Annotated in this window: 13 protein-coding genes; 5 read left to right on the top strand and 8 right to left on the bottom strand. The window is 59.0% G+C overall.

Going from position 1 to position 17,456, the window contains the following annotated elements:
• Positions 1-51 precede the first annotated feature (51 nt).
• The gene (locus FXO11_RS05790) at positions 52-1,953 is read left to right on the top strand and encodes a DUF294 nucleotidyltransferase-like domain-containing protein (protein ID WP_148862074.1); all 1,902 of its coding nucleotides are present in this window, start codon (positions 52-54) and stop codon (positions 1,951-1,953) included.
• A 13-nt stretch (positions 1,954-1,966) separates the two neighbouring features.
• Complete coding sequence (locus tag FXO11_RS05785; protein WP_148862072.1) at positions 1,967-2,695, top strand: 3'-5' exonuclease; 729 nt, start codon at positions 1,967-1,969, stop codon at positions 2,693-2,695.
• Between the two features lie 21 nt (positions 2,696-2,716).
• Here FXO11_RS05785 and FXO11_RS05780 read toward each other — a convergent pair whose 3' ends face one another.
• The gene (locus FXO11_RS05780) at positions 2,717-3,148 is read right to left on the bottom strand and encodes a thiol-disulfide oxidoreductase DCC family protein (RefSeq protein WP_227546049.1); all 432 of its coding nucleotides are present in this window, start codon (positions 3,146-3,148) and stop codon (positions 2,717-2,719) included.
• A gap of 190 nt (positions 3,149-3,338) precedes the next feature.
• On the opposite strand from FXO11_RS05780, the gene FXO11_RS05775 reads away from it, so the two are divergent.
• From FXO11_RS05775 to FXO11_RS05765, 3 genes are all read left to right on the top strand, one after another.
• The gene (locus FXO11_RS05775) at positions 3,339-4,304 is read left to right on the top strand and encodes an alpha/beta fold hydrolase (RefSeq protein ID WP_148862068.1); all 966 of its coding nucleotides are present in this window, start codon (positions 3,339-3,341) and stop codon (positions 4,302-4,304) included.
• Positions 4,305-4,428: 124 nt separating this feature from the next.
• Positions 4,429-6,054 (top strand): methyl-accepting chemotaxis protein, encoded by a 1,626-nt coding sequence (locus FXO11_RS05770; RefSeq protein WP_148862066.1) that lies wholly within the window; start codon positions 4,429-4,431, stop codon positions 6,052-6,054.
• A gap of 581 nt (positions 6,055-6,635) precedes the next feature.
• Entirely contained in the window at positions 6,636-8,876 is a 2,241-nt protein-coding gene (locus FXO11_RS05765) for a TonB-dependent receptor (protein ID WP_148862064.1), read from the top strand.
• 269 nt (positions 8,877-9,145) lie between these two features.
• On the opposite strand, the gene FXO11_RS05760 is transcribed toward FXO11_RS05765, so the two are convergent.
• The 7 genes from FXO11_RS05760 to FXO11_RS05730 all read right to left on the bottom strand — a co-directional run bounded on the left by FXO11_RS05760 (position 9,146) and on the right by FXO11_RS05730 (position 17,368).
• Positions 9,146-10,210, bottom strand: coding sequence for a proline racemase family protein (locus FXO11_RS05760; RefSeq protein ID WP_148862062.1), 1,065 nt, complete (start codon positions 10,208-10,210; stop codon positions 9,146-9,148).
• A gap of 250 nt (positions 10,211-10,460) precedes the next feature.
• Entirely contained in the window at positions 10,461-11,606 is a 1,146-nt protein-coding gene (locus FXO11_RS05755) for an AI-2E family transporter (protein ID WP_148862060.1), read from the bottom strand.
• 213 nt (positions 11,607-11,819) lie between these two features.
• Positions 11,820-12,707 carry a 3-hydroxyisobutyrate dehydrogenase gene (gene mmsB / locus FXO11_RS05750; RefSeq protein WP_148862058.1) on the bottom strand — a complete coding sequence of 296 codons (888 nt, stop codon included), beginning with the start codon at positions 12,705-12,707 and terminating at the stop codon, positions 11,820-11,822.
• Between the two features lie 43 nt (positions 12,708-12,750).
• Positions 12,751-13,830 carry an enoyl-CoA hydratase/isomerase family protein gene (locus tag FXO11_RS05745; protein ID WP_148862056.1) on the bottom strand — a complete coding sequence of 360 codons (1,080 nt, stop codon included), beginning with the start codon at positions 13,828-13,830 and terminating at the stop codon, positions 12,751-12,753.
• 76 nt (positions 13,831-13,906) lie between these two features.
• On the bottom strand, positions 13,907-14,686 hold the full coding sequence (locus FXO11_RS05740; RefSeq protein WP_148862054.1) for an enoyl-CoA hydratase: 780 nt from the start codon (positions 14,684-14,686) through the stop codon (positions 13,907-13,909).
• 13 nt (positions 14,687-14,699) lie between these two features.
• Positions 14,700-15,866 (bottom strand): acyl-CoA dehydrogenase family protein, encoded by a 1,167-nt coding sequence (locus FXO11_RS05735; RefSeq protein WP_148862052.1) that lies wholly within the window; start codon positions 15,864-15,866, stop codon positions 14,700-14,702.
• Between the two features lie 11 nt (positions 15,867-15,877).
• Positions 15,878-17,368: a CoA-acylating methylmalonate-semialdehyde dehydrogenase gene (locus FXO11_RS05730; RefSeq protein ID WP_148862050.1), complete on the bottom strand. Its 1,491-nt coding sequence runs from the start codon at positions 17,366-17,368 to the stop codon at positions 15,878-15,880.
• Between the last annotated feature and the right edge of the window lie 88 nt (positions 17,369-17,456).

Raw genomic sequence — 17,456 nt, 5'->3', positions numbered from 1 at the left:
GGCGGAAACTTTGCCAGAATGGCGGCATAGTGCACATTCGGGGGCAAGCCGATGGAAGTCGAGCAAATCGAAATCAGGGACCATATCAAACGCTTCGCACCGTTTGACGACCTCCCCGAAGATACCCTCAACCGGTTAGCCACCCAGGTCGAAGTGGCCTACTATCGGGCCGGTTCAACCATACTGACATTCGGCCAGCCCGCCACGGACCTGTATTTCATCCGAAGCGGCGCAGTGGAAGTCTACCGGCGTAGCGGCGAACTCTACAACCGGCTCAGCGAAGGCGACATCTTCGGTCAGATGGGCCTGATGATGCACAAAAAGGTGCGTTTTCCTGCGACGGCCATCGAAGACACACTGATTTACCTGATCCCCGACGACATTTTTCAGGAACTCTGGGAAACCGACGATCACTTTGCGGACTTCGTCGAACTCGAGGATCAATCCCGTCTGCGCGCAGTGGTATCACGACAGGAAGAATCCAACCCACTGATGACCTCGCGCGTATTCAAGCTGCTTACCCGCACGCCGGTCACGGCGGCCGCCGACGCGACGATCCACGAAGCTGCACGCATCATGACCGACGAGGGCGTGTCCGCCCTGGTGCTGACGCATCCCGGTGTACGTATCGATCAGGACTGGCAGCCAGGCGATAGTCCCATTATCGCCGGCATTATCACCGATCGCGACCTGCGCACTCGCGCGCTCGCCCCCGGTTTACCCTACGAGACGACGGTCAGCGAAATCATGTCCAAGGACCTGGTTTATATCCAGGCTGACATCTTCGTCTTCGAGGCCATACTGACCATGTTGCGCCACAACGTACATCATCTACCGGTATTGGATCGTCACCGGCCGATAGGCGTTCTGGCCCTGTCGGATATCGTCAAGTACGAGTCCCAAAGCGGCCTTTATCTGGTAAGCAACATCCACCATCAAACCGATGTACGTGGCTTAAAGAGCCTCACCCGGGACGCCCGCTCCACCTTCGTCCGCATGGTCAACGAGGACGCCAACTCCCATATGATCGGCAGTGCCATGGCCGGCATCGGGCGCGCTTTCACCCAGCGCCTGTTGGAGCTCGGCGAGGAACTGCTGGGGCCGCCTCCGGTACCCTATTGCTTCATGGCGCTCGGGTCGATGGCCCGCGACGAGCAGCTGATCGTCACCGACCAGGACAATGCGCTTGTACTGGACGACAGTTTCGATCCGGCCCAGCACGATGAGTACTTTAAAGCACTGGCGAAGTTCGTCAGTGACGGACTGGCGGAGTGTGGCTACGCCTATTGCAGCGGCGACATCATGGCCACCAATGAGCAGTGGCGCCAACCGTTGCGAGTATGGAAGGACTACTTCACCGGCTGGATCGAGAACCCCAACGCCAAGGCGCTACTCAACAGCGCCATCTTCTTCGATCTGGACGGCATCGCCGGACATACCGAGTTTGCCGAAGAGCTCAAGACGCTGGTTGCGGAAAAGGCCCAAAACAACCCGCGTTTTCTAGCCTACTTGGCTCACGCGGCCCTCAACCGCACGCCGCCACTCGGCTTCTTCCGCGACTTCGTAATGGAAAGCGACGGTATGCACCGAAACTCAATCAACCTCAAACGCCGGGGCACCGCGCCGCTGTCCGACCTGATCCGGGTGCACTCCCTGGCCTGTGGTTCCCGGGCACAGAATACCTTCAATCGCCTCAAGGCGATTGGTGAAACCCAGCTGTTGGCCGATGGCATCGCCAGCAATTTACGCGATGCCCTGGAGTTCATATCCATCGTCCGCATCCGTCACCAATCCGCCGATATCGAGCACGGGCGCGAACCGAACAACAATATCGAGCCGGAGATCCTCTCGTCTTTCGAGCGTCGTAATTTGAAAGATGCGTTTCAGGTGATCAGCAACGCTCAGAAGTTCCTCCGTCATCGCTATCATGCCAGCAGCGGCAGGATAAATTGAGCGGAGCCGATTAATGCCTCTTTTTCCAAAACGCCAATCGCCGGAATCGAACCTGGACTGGCAACATCGGTTTCGGGAACTCGCAGCCAATGCCAAGGACTCTCGCCTCAAAGCCTATTATGAGCGCGGGGTTCCCGCTGGCGACACGCCGATCAAGGAGGTGCCTATGGTCGGCATGGATTTCGAAACCACCGGGCTGGATGCCGAGACTCACTCGATTGTCAGCGTGGGGCTGGTGCCGTTCGACTATCAACGCATCTACTGCAGGCAGGCTCATCACTGGGTCGTACGCCCGGTACTCCCGCTGCATCGGGAATCCGTTACTTTCCATGGCATTACGCACTCGGAAATTCGTCAGGCACCGGATATCAAAGACGTTATCGGCGAACTGCTGGAGGCGCTCGCGGGCAAAATCGTGGTGGTGCACTACCGCAATATCGAACGTCAGTTTCTCGATGCCGCGTTTCGCTGGCGTCTGAAGGAAGGCATCGAGTTCCCGGTCGTCGACACCATGGAACTTGAAGCCCGCTGGCACCGACATAAGCCGCACGGACTATGGGCGCAGGTTCGCGGACGCAAACACGAGTCCATTCGCCTGGCCGACAGTCGCACCCGCTACGGCCTGCCTTACTATGCCCCGCATCATGCGCTAACTGACGCCCTGGCCACCGCCGAACTCCTGCAAGCGCAGCTCCAGCATCGATTTACGCCGGAAACCCCACTGAAAGAGCTTTGGCGTTAGGCGTCTGCGCGCTGCCCTCCGTTAATCGATAAAGCGGCCCCGGTGTTTGGGATCCGGCATCGGGCAATGATCGTAGCGGCCAAACCACTGGTAACGATGGCGACCGATGAAATCGTACAGGCCGTCGCGCAGTCCCTGCGGTAACCCGCGAACAACCGCCAGCCATCGCCAGGGCCAGGGCAGCCGGGCAAGAATCCTTATCATTGCAGCACTACGAAGATAGGCCTGCCCGCCGTCGATCAGCACCACGCTATCCAGGGCATCCGGCGACAAGCCATATCGCTCGCATAACCGGCGGCCCTCCTCTGATTGCAAGCGCCCCAGTTTGAAAACCCGGTGATCGTCGTGGCGCAGCACAAACCGGCTCCAGAAATTGCAGAAAGCGCAGGTGCCATCGAAAAGGATGACGGAACCTGCACGATTCTCGTTTTCGCCTGAAAGGCTCTGCTCCATACACATTGCCTGCCTTGACTTAGCCGCTGGCCCTGCCGATCAACAAGACGGCCTGTGCGGCCATGCCCAACCCTGCGGGACCGGACTAAAGTGGATAATTTCGGGGATTCAGACTCGTTTCCCTCCCCCATTTTCGCCATCTGTTTCCGCCACCCCTGGTCGGTCTTACCTGAGCGTTGAGAAGTCATCTATGCCTACACAGCAGCACATCCAGGGCGACGGCGTCCAGCTCAATGTGATCACACGGGGCAATCCCGACAACAGTGCCATCGTCCTGGTTCATGGCTATCCGGACAACCAGCACGTTTGGAACGGTGTCGCCGCGCAGCTGGCCGAAAACTGGTTCGTGGTGACCTACGATGTGCGTGGAGCGGGGCTATCGGATCGGCCCGCCCGATCGCGGGACTACCGGATATCGCTGTTGGCGAACGACCTGGAAGCCGTCGTCGACGCGGTGCTACCCCATCGACCGTTCCACTTGGTGGGGCACGACTGGGGCTCGATCCAAAGCTGGGAATCGGTCACCGGGGGACCGCTGCAGGCCCGCATCCTGTCCTATACCACCCTGTCCGGTCCCTGCTTGGATCATGTGGGCCACTGGCTGCGGTCCCGTTTGCGGCGACCCACGCCGCGCCGCGCAGGCCAGCTCCTCCGGCAACTGGCGAGTTCCTGGTATATCGGGGCCTTCCATCTGCCGTGGCTCGCGCCAGTGGTATGGGAGAACCTGCTGGGCAAGCGCTGGCATCGTTATCTCAAAGCGACCGAAAGCATCGATGCCGGCGAACCCAACCCGCACCAGCGCGAGGACGGCCGTGACGGTATTCGGCTCTATCGCGCCAACGTTCTTCAGCGCCTGCTGAGGCCACGGGTTCGCTACGCTCACTGTCCGGTGCAGCTCATCGTGGCCGCCCGTGACCGCTACGTCGGCGCTCAACTGTTCGAGGGTTTGGAAGATTGGGTGCCCGCCCTCTACCGGCGGGAAATCGAGGCTAGCCACTGGTCGCCGCTGAGCCAACCCGATGTCATTGCCGATTTTATCGATACGTTCGCGCACGCTGTGGCGTCAAGCAAAGCCGGATCGAACCTGGAGGCGTTTCGAGTCAAGTTCGGCCTATCCCCGAGGACCAGCGCTCCAGTCCGCAAACCAGTTAGCTAAGACACAAGGTTTCACCGCTAACAAAATCGATACATTGTCGTAAAACTGTAACCTCATTTTCATATTATCCTGACCGCGTCGACCACTTTTGGTCGCTATATCGTTCTGACGAGGTCAACGTTTAATGCAATGGTATACCCGAAGCATCCTCAGCCGGGTGCTGACAATTGTGATCGGCGCCAATTTAGTGGTAGCTATCGTAGCTGGGATCTATTTCAGCTACTCCCTCCAAGTCAAGGATGATTATGCCCATCTCAGTACTGAGGATTTGGGCCAGGCGATGGAAGCGCAAGACATCTTGAGTGCTTTCAAGACGCAAGTGCAGGAATGGAAAAACGTACTAATCCGGGGAAGCGGTGCAGACGACCGCAATAAGTACTGGGCCCGCTTCCAAGAGCAAGAAGTAGCGATTCAGCAATCCTTGGGCGAGCTGATTCCGCGCGTTGCCAACCCGGACGCCAGATCGTTGCTGGAACGTTTTCGTAAATCCCACCGGCAGATGGGCAAGGCTTATCGCGACGGCTTCGAAGCCTTTGTCGATTCCGGATTCGACCACCAGGCAGGCGATGCAGCGGTGCGCGGCATCGATCGCGAACCCAGCGAGCTGATTGAGCAGGCCGCCGCGGATATCCGTAGCCGTGCATTCGAGGAACTGGAAATCCTGAATGCGGATGTTAACCGCCAGGCCACCACGCTCGGTATCGTGCTTATGCTGGCTGTTCTGCTAGGCACTATCGGCTGCGTCATCGTTCTGATTCACTCCGTCATTCGTCCCACGCAGTCGCTCATCCGTAACATCCAGCGACTGGGCGACGGCGATGCCACTCAAGCGGCGACCCTGCAGCGAAGCGATGAGCTGGGACGTCTGGCCGACGCCGCCCGCCAACTTCATCAATTTCTGGTCACGACCAGTGGGCAGTTGTCGGCGAATGCCGGCGAGCTGAACAGCACACGGGACATCATCCGTGACAACGCCGACCGGGTATCCAGCCGCGCCGAGGACGCCCATCTGCGCATCGACCAGATCGCTACCGCCATGAACGAGATGTCCGCAACGGCTCAGGAGGTGGCGCAGCATGCGGCCACCGTCGCCAATCAGGTTCAGGAAACCTCCGGACAGACCGACGTTGCCGACAGCCAGATTGAAACAGCGGTCGACAGCATGGAGCGATTGGTCTCTCAGATCCGCAGTTCTAGCGAAACAGTTTCGCGACTGGCCGAGGACAGCCAAAAGGTTAGCAAAGTGATGGAAGTCATCCGGGAAATTGCCGACCAGACCAACCTGCTTGCGCTTAACGCAGCCATTGAGGCCGCCCGCGCCGGTGAGGCAGGCCGTGGCTTTGCGGTAGTGGCGGACGAGGTACGGACCTTAGCCTCGAAGACCCAGGATGCCACGGTGGAAATCGACCGCATTATCGAAACCATCCGCAGTGGCTCAAAAGACGCCGTGGAGTTCATGGAGGCCAGCGAGATCGTTGGACGGGAAAGTAGCGAGGCGGTCAATACCGTTCGCCAGAGCCTGGGTAACGTCCAGGAACGGATGTCTCAGATCAACGATGCGACCACCCAAGTAGCGACGGCGGCCGAAGAACAAACCAGCGTTTGCGAGGACATCAACCAAAATGTTTCTGGCGTCGCCGATATTTCTGAAGCGATGAGCGAGGCCGCCCGCAATAACCTGGCAACCGTACCCAAGCTGGAAGCGATGGCCAAAGAAGCCAACCGCCTGGCCGGACGAATTCGAACCTGACAACCGTCGTTGGGCTCAATGGTTCTTTCATCATTCTGGCCGGCCAGGATCGCCGGAAGGTCTCTTACGCAGCGATAGCCTCCGCGACCGGGCAGCCACAGTACTAGGAAAACGGTATAACAATGCGTTGTCATTGGCTTGGCTAGCCGATCAGAATGCCTCCGGCCGACAGTAGCCCCGCGAGGAGAACGATACCCAGCGCAATGCCCGCAAGTTTCACCCCTTCCATGACCTCCAAATCCCGGAGGTCGGCTTCGTTCATCGTGGCTTCCGCTGTTTTCGTCTTCGGCTCCATCCCGCCCCCTTGTCATTACTTAGGTTTTAGCGCTTGGACGTCATGAGTTGCGGTACGCCCTTGAGTCGCTCGACGCGCCTTTGCAATGCGACGACCTCCCGAGATCATAACCAGACTTTATATGAGAACGATTATCAACACCATTAAAAACTCAAAACAAGACGTTATTGATAATCACTATCATCCCTATTAACATTGCGAACCATTCACGCATCGGTTATCACCTGCAAAAATTTCAGAGATTTCACCTTTTTTATCGAATTCCTGCACCATGAAGGAGCTACACATGAAGCTTGGTCCTCGCCATCCGCTGTCTGCGGGTGTACAGGCATTCCTAAGCATGTCGCTGCTGGCGTCAGCGCCAGCCTTGGCGGCCCTTGGAGCCGGTTCAACAGCATTGGACGAACTGGTCGTCGTCGGCACACGCGCCCCTTCGCAGATCAGCGAAGTTCCGGGCACCGTATGGGTGGTCGAACAGGAACAGCTGTCCGAACAGATCCAATCCGGTAAGTCTCTGAAGCAGGCGCTGGGCCAACTGATCCCCGGACTCGACGCCGGGCCCCAGGGGCGCACCAATTACGGCCAGAACATGCGCGGTCGCAGTGTGCTGGTGATGATCGATGGGGTGTCGCTCAATTCGTCGCGTTCCGTGAGCCGCCAATTCGACAGCATCGATCCGTTTAACATCGCGCGTATCGAAGTCCTCTCCGGCGCCACGTCCCTGTATGGCGGCGGCAGTACCGGCGGCATTATCAACATCATCACCAAGAAAGGTGAAAGCGGCGGCCCCCATTTCACCACTCAGGTAGGCGCGACCAGCGGCTTCAACGATAGCGACGATCTGGATACCCGCATCGCCCAATCCGTTAGCGGTGGTAGCGAGCGGGTTCAGGGACGTCTGGGGGTGGCGCTTGAAAAAAGAGGCGGGCAGTTCGATGCGGATGGCGACCAGATTAAGCCGGATATTACTCAGACGGACCTACAGTACAATCGCTCGGTGGACGTCACCGGCAACCTGGGTATCGAGCTAACCGACAGTCAGCGTCTGGACATTACCGCCCAATACTACGACTCACGCTACGATGGCGATCGCGGGCTCTATCTCGGTGAAAACTTCGACGCCGTGACCGGTGTGGACCGCAACGCCTTCGAGATCCGCGATGGTGTCGATTTCGACCAGGAGCCGGCGACCGAACGCCACCAGGTCAACCTGAACTACCAAGCTTTCGACGTACTCGGACATACCTTCTATGCCCAGGCCTATACCCGTAGCGAAGCGTTCAGCTTTCACCCCTTTCCCTATTTGAAGGTTAATGACAGCGGAGAGTTGCAGACAGGTTCGTACTACTCAGCATCCGAGCAGAGTACCGATCTGAGTGGCGCCAAACTGTTGCTGGTGCGCGATCAGGACACCTGGCGTTTCAGCTACGGGGTCGATTACTCCCATGAAACATTCGACGCAACGCAGATGCTTTTTGACTTCGATACAGCCGCTGACACGGGCGGACTGGTTGCTCGCGAGTCGGATGTCGTTGGCCGTTACCCGGGCATCACCATCGACACCCTGGCCCCCTACCTGCAGGTGGAGAAGCAACTGACCGATAGCTGGCGCGTGAGCGGCGGTGTCCGGTACGAACATACCCGGGTCGCTGTCGACGACTTCGTCGACAGCGATTACCAAGTAATGGTTTCCCAGGGCCAGATAGGCAGTGCTGAAACGGTCCCCGGTGGCGACAACGATTACGAAGAATCCCTGTTCAACCTGGGCACGGTCTACGATCTCGGTGCCGGCCAGCAGGTTTGGGCAAACTACAGCCAGGGCTTCGAACTGCCGGATCCGGCGAAGTTCTATGGTCAAGGCGAATATGCCATCGCCGGTGGCAACGCCGTGCTGGTCAACAGCGTCAATGTCGAAGACTCGCCGCTCCAGGCCATCAAGACCGATCAGGTTGAATTAGGCTGGCGCCATTACAAGGATGCCTGGGATGCCCAGGTCGCGCTTTACTACGCTTGGTCCGACAAAGCCCTAAGCTACGACCGCAATACCCTGTCGGTCGTCGTGAACGATCAGGAAACCCGCGACTATGGCATCGAAGCCAGCGCCGCCTATCGGTTTGCCGAGCAGTGGGAAGTCGGCGGCACGACGCACCTCACCCGTTCGCAGCAGAAGGTGGACGGCGACTGGCAGGACCGCTCCGTGACATCGGCCAGCCTGTCCAAAGTGACCGGCCACGTGGGCTGGCGCGACCGGCTAAATCAGGCACGCTTGCAAGGCACCCGGGTAATCCCGCTGGATGACGACGATGGCAGGCAGATCGACGGCTACACCCTGTTCGACCTAACCGGCACCCGCGAGTTGCCTGTGGGGAGGCTATCACTTGGCGTCAGCAACTTGCTGAACGAAGACTATTCCACTATTTGGGGGCAGCGTTCCGTGATCTTCTACTCCGCCTATGGGCCGGAAGAGATGTTCGATTACAAGGGTCGCGGGCGGACTTACACGCTGACCTATACCGCGGACTATTAATCAGCCGCCAGGGCATTGTGCGGTTCGCACGCTCGCCGGCACCCTTATACGGGATACGGATACGGATACGGGATACGGGATTCCCAAAACCTTAGGGAAACGCTGTAGATGCCGGTGAGCAAGGCGGATCGCAACAATCAGACCGAAAGGAGGATAGGAGGTATCAGAACACGTCGGCGTCTACTCATTCCTCGAATCCCACGCCGTTGTTAGCAAGGAAGGCGAGCAGTTGCCCGATCAGATAGACCGGGCAGCAGCTGTGGCATATCTCAGTCCGGCTCGGTATCCAGTACGTCTTCGAGATCAGAGGCGTCCACCAGCGGATCGTCCAGGTCGACCACAATCTCGGAACGAGCCAGGGTCCAGGCTTTGCCGGTAATGTCGCTATTCATGGCCCGGTGACCGGCCACCGTATCCGCACCCAGAACCTTACCGACGAATGAGGCGCCCCGTGGCGAGACGGTTTCCAGCCACTGGCCATCTTTTATTTCACCGGTTTCGTACATCAACGCCATACGCGCCGAAGTGCCGGTTCCGGTCGGACTGCGGCAGATCACCCCGGGATGCACATACGTCGCCGAGCGGGAGCGAAAGCCCTTCTCATTCACTGTGTCCACCGGTCCCATGAAGTGGGCAAAAGGCAACGGCCCGACGGCCCCCAGTTCCGGGTGCTCCTGCGTGACTTGGGGCCGTGCCGCCGTTACCAATGCATGCCCGAAAGCGGCCAAGGCCGGCATCTCGTCGGCGACCAGTTGAAAACCATGTTCGGTGGCATCCACCAACGCGAAATAGGCCCCACTCCAAACCAGGTCATAGCGCACTTTGCCATAACGCGGCACGTCCACCACTTCGTTCCGAGCCGCGACGTAAGCCGGCTCGCAGCGCGTCGTAACGGAATGAGTGCGACCATTTTGATTGAAGGCGGTGACGTGCGCGAGCCCGGCAGGGGATTCGAGAAGCAGTGACTGCTCGCCCTCTTCCATCGGCACGATACCGCTCTGCAGGACGGCAGCGGCGGTGCAAATGGTGTTGGACCCCGAATACAGCGGATAACCCATCGCCTCCATGATGATATAGCCGGCCTGGGCTTTCGGATGAGCCGGCTCCACGATCAGATCCAGGGACATGTAAGGGTCGCCGTAGGGCTCCGACAGCAACAGCCGGCGTAAGCCGTCGCCGTGCTCCTGGATATAGCGCATCTTTTCCAGTACGGAGCCGCCAGGCAGGTGGCCCACTCCGCTGGTGATGATGCGACTGACATCGCCACCGGACTGCATATCCACCAAACCGATGGATCTCATCCGATGTTTAAAACCACCGTGATTATTCAGCATAGGCTGCCCCTACGTCTTCCGATTTACTGTCGAGTACGAGAACCACAAGATTGCCGATTATTTCTTCGACTTAAACACTGCCCGGACCGCGTGGAAGCCGGAAATTACCCGACCCGGTCAGGCGTCCCTGATTCTTAACAGGTTAGGTCATTTAATGACCATAATCATAGTCCGCTCAGACAAACAAAGGGTCGTAATACCCGAACCTTAGCGTCAGAAAAGCGTTAAACCCCGCTGTGATCACTCCAGTTTAGCGCGCAATCACCCGGTAGATGGGCCGTAGGCTCGGAATCTGGCGTAGAACGACCTGTATGACCGTCATCAACGGTACAGCCATCAATACGCCAATCGCGCCCCATAGCCAGCCCCAGAAAAAGATGGACAGGAAAATGACCACGGGGTTGATCGACATGCGGAAGCCGTGAATATAGGGTTCGATAAAGAACCCCACGAGGGATGTCAGCGCCAGGTAGCCCAACGGCGCGATGGCCATCATCCAGAGCTGGTCCAGTGTCGTGATGGAGATGACGCCCAGCAGGCCGATGGTGCCGATCACACCGAGGTAGGGGACGAATCGGGCCAGGCCTGCAATCAGTCCCCACACCGCCGGTGACGGCAAGCCCACAGCCCAGCACATCAAACCGGTAAGCACGCCGACCAGCAGGTTACTGGTGCTGATGACGGCCAAGTACTGGGCAATCTGGCTCTGGGAACCCCGCACCACCCTGAGGACGGTACGCTGATCGTGACGTGGAAGCTGGCGCACGAAATTACGTATCAAATTATCGCCACTCACCAACAGGAAGTAGCTGAGAGCCAGCGCAAGCGCCATACCGGTCAAGCCGTTACGAAGTTTGGTGAACAGGGTCTGCTGCCAGGAATTGGACTGCACCACCACCTTGGTCGGCTCGTCGCCCTCCGACAGGCTCTCCATCTGCTTTTGCACTTCGCGGGCCGATTTGGTGACTTGTTCCAGGCTCGCGGTAATGCCGCCACCACCCCCGACCAACAAGCGGGACATGCTTTCCGGGGCCTTCTCAACCCACTTCATGATCGGCTTGGATACGGCCCACCCCATGCCCGCGATGCCGGCCAACAGCCCAATGATCAGCACGAGAGCCGTTACGCCCCGGGGAATACGCCAGCGGCGTCGGGCGGCGCGGACGGCCGGCGCCATAAGAAGACTGGTCAGTATCGCAAGGGAAATGGGGAGGATAATCTGGTGCGCGACATACAGCGTGTAAAGCACACCCAAGATAAAAATGCCGTAAAGAGGCGTAGCCAGATCTCTGCCGACCGGGAACTGTCCAAGCAGCTTCTTTTCGTTGTCACTATTACTATCGCTATTACTGTCGGCGCGTTGATCGTCAGCGCGGTTATCCGGCGTTTCGGCCATTCGAGGTTCCCTCTACGACACATCGTGTCCTGTGAATCAAACGCATTACACTAGAGGGCCGCATTGCAGATGTCCAGATAACCAGGTTAATGCAAGATTTTGAAAGGCAAGAACTTATAGAACCTCAAGATAACGCCTTAACAGAGGGGTATAACCGGGCCTGCCCGATGCCTTTCGAACGGGCCCAGAAACAGCCGAACACGCCAGAATAGTTTACTCGCCCCGGTAAAAACGCTGGATACTGGAGAAATCCAGACGCCCGTTCCCTTGCTGTCCGTGCAGCGAATAAAGATTGCGCGCCAGCGAGCCCATGGGGATGGGGGCCTTGTTCTTTACGGCATTGTCGAAGGCCAATCCCAAGTCTTTGCTCATCAGATCGACCAGGAAGCCACCCTGATAATCGTTCGATGCCGGCACCCCGTCCATCACGCCGGGCCAAGGGTTGTAGACATTCAGCGCCCAGTTTCCGCCGGAACTCTGGCGCATGATTTCAGAGAGCACGGCGGGGTCCAGGCCATTCTTGGCGCCCAAGGCCAGCGCCTCGCAGGTACCGTTCATCAGGATGGCCAGCAGCATGTTATTGCAGAGCTTCGCCACCTGTCCGGCACCATGGGGACCCGCATGGAAGATATTCTTGCCCATGCCTTCGAGGATCGGCTTGGCGCGCTCGAAAGCCGCTTGTTCGCCGCCGCAAATAAAGGTGAGCGTGCCCGCCTTAGCGCCGCCGACCCCGCCGGACACCGGGGCATCGAGGAAGGCAATATCCTGTTTAACCGCTTTCTCGGCCACGACGCGCGCGGTCTCCGGAGCGATGGTCGAGGAATCGATAACCAAAGTGGATGACGACAGGGTATTGAGTAGGCCGTCGTCGCCCAGGTACACCGCCTCTACGTGCTCGCCGGCGGGCAGCATGGTGATGAGGCACTCGGCGTCCTTCGCGGCGTCATGAATGCTTGGCGCGGTGTTGGCACCGGCATCTTTCAGGGTCGTCATGGCCTCTTCGGACAGATCGAAGACGGTAACGGTATGACCGGCCTTGAGCAGATTGAGGGCCATGGGGCCGCCCATGTTGCCCAGGCCGATGAAGGTAATGTTGGCCATAGTGATTGCTCCTTGTTCTTGTTTTGGAGGATGGACTGCCGGTTCAGGCCGGCTCGAAAAAGCTCTCCACCCAATCCGGGTCCATTGCCCGCAGCGACGGATAACGCCAGCGCGGATTCTTGTCCTTGTCGATCAATAGCGCGCGAATACCTTCGGCAAACTCGCCTTTCTGCAGGCAGCGGATCGACAGGTTTAATTCCTTATCGAAAACGGCCTTCAAGCCATCGAGACGGGTCTCCCGGAGCTGACGCTCAAGAATCGCCATGGTAGTTGGCGACCCGGCCTTTGCGGTTTGCGCCGCACGCTGGAACCATTCGTCATCGCCCTCGTAAGCAGTAATACGCTCCACCTGGGACGCCAAGTCGTCAGCGTCCATCATGTGCTGGATCGCATCGCGGCGCGCGCGAACGGCCGACTGCGGCATCACGCTGCCCGACTCACGCTCGAAGGTGCGCAAAACCTGATTCACCGCGGCATGCGGATCAGCGGCAAGCTCCTCGGAGGCCAGCAAGCCGTCTAGCACGGCGTCCCGGTGATCGTTACCGATCATGCGATCCGCCATACCCAGATAGCAGGCATCAGCGGCATTGAGGTGTACCCCCGTCAAACCGATAAATAGACCGACGTGGCCCGGCATATGGTTCAGGAACCAGCTTGCGCCTACATCGGGATAGAGGCCTATCGTCACTTCCGGCATCGCCACCCGTGATTTTTCGGTGACCACCCGGTACGAGGCGCCGGCCAGCAGCCCCACGCCGCCACCCATTACGAACCCATTGCCCCAGGCCACAATGGGTTTAGGATAGGTGTGGATCTGATAGTCGAGGGCATACTCCTCGGTAAAGAAATCCACACCCTCGTCTGGCCCGGAACGGCCCTCGGTCATCGAACGATAGAGCGCGACGATATCGCCGCCCGCGCAGAAAGCCTTTTCGCCTGCGCCTTCCAGCCAGACGGCAGCGATAGCGTCATCTTTGGCCCAGACATCGAGCTGTCGCTCCAGGTCGCGGATCATCGGCAACGAGAGCGAATTCAGCGACTTGGGCTGGTTGAGGCGAGCGATGCCGATACGCTGGCCGCCGGTCGCCTCCTTCTGCTCAAAGATAATCGGTTGTTCAGGCATGTGATCCTCGTATCCGGGTTATCGATTCTTTGACTTTCTACCGGTTTTTTTCCACCCTTTACCGGTTTTCCGTTCTCTACCGATTTTTCCATTCCGGCTTGCGCTTTTCCAGAAACGCATTGACGCCTTCGGCCTGGTCTTCGGTCGAGAACAGCTCGACAAACAACTCGCGCTCCATGCGCCAGCCGTCGGCATGGGAGCGGCCGTCGCGGGCACTCATCACCAGCGTTTTGGAACGAGCGACGGACGAAGGGCTCTGCTTGCAAGCCATTTCCGCTAGCTCCAGCGCCTTGTCCAAAGCCTGGCTGCTGGGCACGATTTCTTCTACCAGGCCGATTGCCAACGCCTTATCCGCCTTAATCCGCTCGCCGCAGAGAATCATCCGTTTGGCCCAGCCTTCGCCCACCAGCCAGGGCAGGTTCTGCGTGCCGCCAGCGCAGGGCAATAGACCCACACCGGCTTCCGGCAACGCCATCTGCGCATGTTCCTCGGCGATGCGAATATCGCAGGCCATCGCACACTCCAGGCCACCGCCCATGGCGTACCCATTCACCGCCGCAATGGACACGCCGCGGAAACGGCTCAGGGTTTCGAAGGCCTGACCGAAGGCCTGGGCCATGCGATTCGCACGGCCTTCGTCGCCTTCGGCGAAGGTCTTCAGATCGGCGCCGGCGGAAAAGAATTTCTCACCCTGGCCGGTGATCACCAACGCAAAGATGTTGCGATCAGCATTGAGGGATTCGATGATTTCCGTCAGTTGGCCCAGGGACTGTTCGGTCCAGGTATTGGCGGGCGGGTTGGCAATGGTCAGGATCGCCACATGGCCGCGATTTTCGACTTGGATCAGGTCACTCATCTTTTTGTTCTCCTTAACGAATCGCTTCCGCGACGCCGTCTTCCAGCACCCGGCGCGCGATGATCATGCGCATGATTTCGTTCGTGCCTTCGAGAATCTGATGCACCCGCAGGTCTCGAACGTAACGCTCCAGCGGGTACTCGCGGATATAGCCGTAGCCGCCGTGCAGTTGCAGCGCCTGGTTGCAGATCTCGAAACACGCATCGGTGGCGAAACGCTTGGCCATGGCGCAGTGCAGCCGGGCTTCGGGATCAGCGTGATCCAGCTTCCAGGCGGCCAACCTCACCATCTGCCGCGACGCGACTAAATCGGTGGCCATATCCGCCAGCTTGAACTGGAGCGCCTGAAAATCGGCCAAAGGCTGACCGAATTGGCTACGCTCGTGCAGGTAGTCCCGGGAGCGAATTAACGCAGCCTGGGCGCCACCCAGCGAACAGGTGGCGATATTGAGCCGGCCACCATCCAGTCCTTTCATAGCGATGCGAAAGCCTTCGCCCTCTTCGCCCAGCCGGTTTTCCAGCGGCACGAGCACGTTGTCGAAACTGACCTGGCGGGTCGGCTGGCTGTGCCAGCCCATCTTCTCTTCGGACTTGCCGTAATGAATGCCCTCGGCATCCGCCGGCACCACAAAGGCGGAAATGCCCTTGGCACCACTGTCCGGCGCGCCGGTGCGGGCCATGACCACCAACATCTGCGTGGCGCCGGCGCCGGAGATGAATACCTTGGAACCGGTCAGCCGATAGCCGTCACCTTCCCGAACAGCCTTGGTCTGGAGGTTGGCGGCATCCGACCCGGCGCCCGGTTCGGTCAGGCAGTAGGAGCCCAGATACTCGCCACTGGCCATGCGCGGGGCGATGGCATCCTTGACCGCGTCCGTACCGAAACTGGCCACCATCCAGGTGGCCATGTTGTGAATGGTGATGTAGGCCGCGGTGGACGGGCACGCCGCCGCCAGTTCCTCGACGACAATCGACGTATCCAGCCGGGACAGTCCCAGGCCGCCGCAGGCTTCCGGCGTGTAGATGCCGCAGAAGCCGAGCTCGCCGGCCTCGCGGATCACGTCAACCGGGAAGGTATGGTCGATATCCCAGGCAGACGCCTGCGGCGCCATGGCCTTCTCGGCGAAGGCCTTTGCCGCGTCGCGATAAGCCAGTTGGTCTTCGTTCAGCGCGAAATCCATACCGGCCACCCTTACCGCATCTGGATGGAGAAGTTGGGTCCGGAAACCGCCTCACTGGAGAACCAGCGCGAGGTAATGGTCTTGGTTTCGGTATAGAACTTCACAGCCTGCTTGCCGTAGGCGTGCTGGTCGCCGTAGAACGAGCCCTTCCAACCGGTGAAGGAGAAGAACGGCAGGGGCACCGGAATGGGAATATTGATCCCCACCTGACCCACGTCGATCTCATGCTGGAAGCGACGGGCGGCGCCGCCGGAACTGGTAAAGAGGGATGTGCCGTTGCCGTAAGGACTCTGGTTAACCAGCTCAATAGCTTCGTCCAGGGAGTCGACTTCCATGCAGCTCAGTACCGGGCCGAAAATCTCTTCCTTGTAGACGCTCATTTCCGGCTTCACCCCCGCAAACAGCGTGGGGCCGACCCAGTTGCCATCCGGCAGGTCGTCCACCGTGCAGCCTCGGCCATCCAGCAACAGGCGTGCGCCCTCCTGTTCGCCCTGGCCGATCAACTGCTCGATGCGTTCCTTCGCCTTGCCGCTGATCACCGGACCGTAGCCGGCGTTTGAATCGTTCCAGGCACCGGGACGAACCTTCGCCATAGCTTCTTTCAGTTCCGGAACCCACTCCTGGGCCTCGCCCACAAAGACCGCGACCGAAATGGCCATGCAGCGCTGACCGGCGGCGCCCACAGATGCGCCCACCAAATTACTGATCACCTGCTGCTTGTCGGCATCGGGCATGATGACCATGTGGTTCTTGGCGCCGGCAAAGCTCTGGACGCGCTTCATGTTTTTCGTGCCCGTTTCGTAAATGTAGCGGCCGACCGGAACGGAGCCGACAAAGGAAACGGCCTTGATCGCCGGATCGGTCAGCAGCTTGTCCACCTGCGGCTTGGCGCCATGGACCACCTGTAGCAGACCCTTAGGTGCGCCCGCTTGTTCAAACAGCTCAGCCAGGCGGGTCGGCGTCAGGGGGTCCTGCTCGGACGGTTTGAGAATAAAGGTGTTGCCCGCCGCAATCGCCATCGGGAACATCCACAGCGGAATCATCGCCGGGAAGTTGAACGGGGTAATGCCGGCGCAGACGCCCAGCGGCTGGGTATAGGAATAGGTATCAATCCCGCGGGCCACGTTCTCGACCGTCTCGCCCATCATCAGGGACGGGATGTTAGCTGCGTGCTCGACCACTTCGATGCCACGCCAGACGTCGCCCTTGGCGTCCTCGAACGTCTTGCCGGTTTCCTGGGAGAGGATTTCGGCAATCTCGTCATGATGTTCCTTGAGTAGCGCTTGGTAGCGCATCATCAGGCGAGCCCGTTCGGACACCGGCGTTTCCTTCCAGCTTTTGAAGGCTTCACCGGCGTTGGCAATGGCACGCTGCATCTCGTCTTCGGTGGCGCAGGGCACCTGGGCGATAACTTCGTTGGTGGCGGGATTGGTAACGTCGATCCAGTCGTTGGTAGCGCTCTGACAGAATTCGCCTTCGATAAAGAGTGGCACTTTTTTCATGATCGTTCCCCAGTTGTTCTTGTAGGCAAGGCATCGCCGATTAAGCTGCGGGTGCAGTTAAACGGGTAATTTCAAATGATCCTAGCAC

The sequence above is a fragment of the Marinobacter fonticola genome (genome assembly GCF_008122265.1).
Classification (GTDB): domain Bacteria; phylum Pseudomonadota; class Gammaproteobacteria; order Pseudomonadales; family Oleiphilaceae; genus Marinobacter_A; species Marinobacter_A fonticola.
The sequence above is the reverse complement of the archived record's forward strand: the minus strand, read 5'-3'. Positions and strand labels throughout refer to the sequence as shown.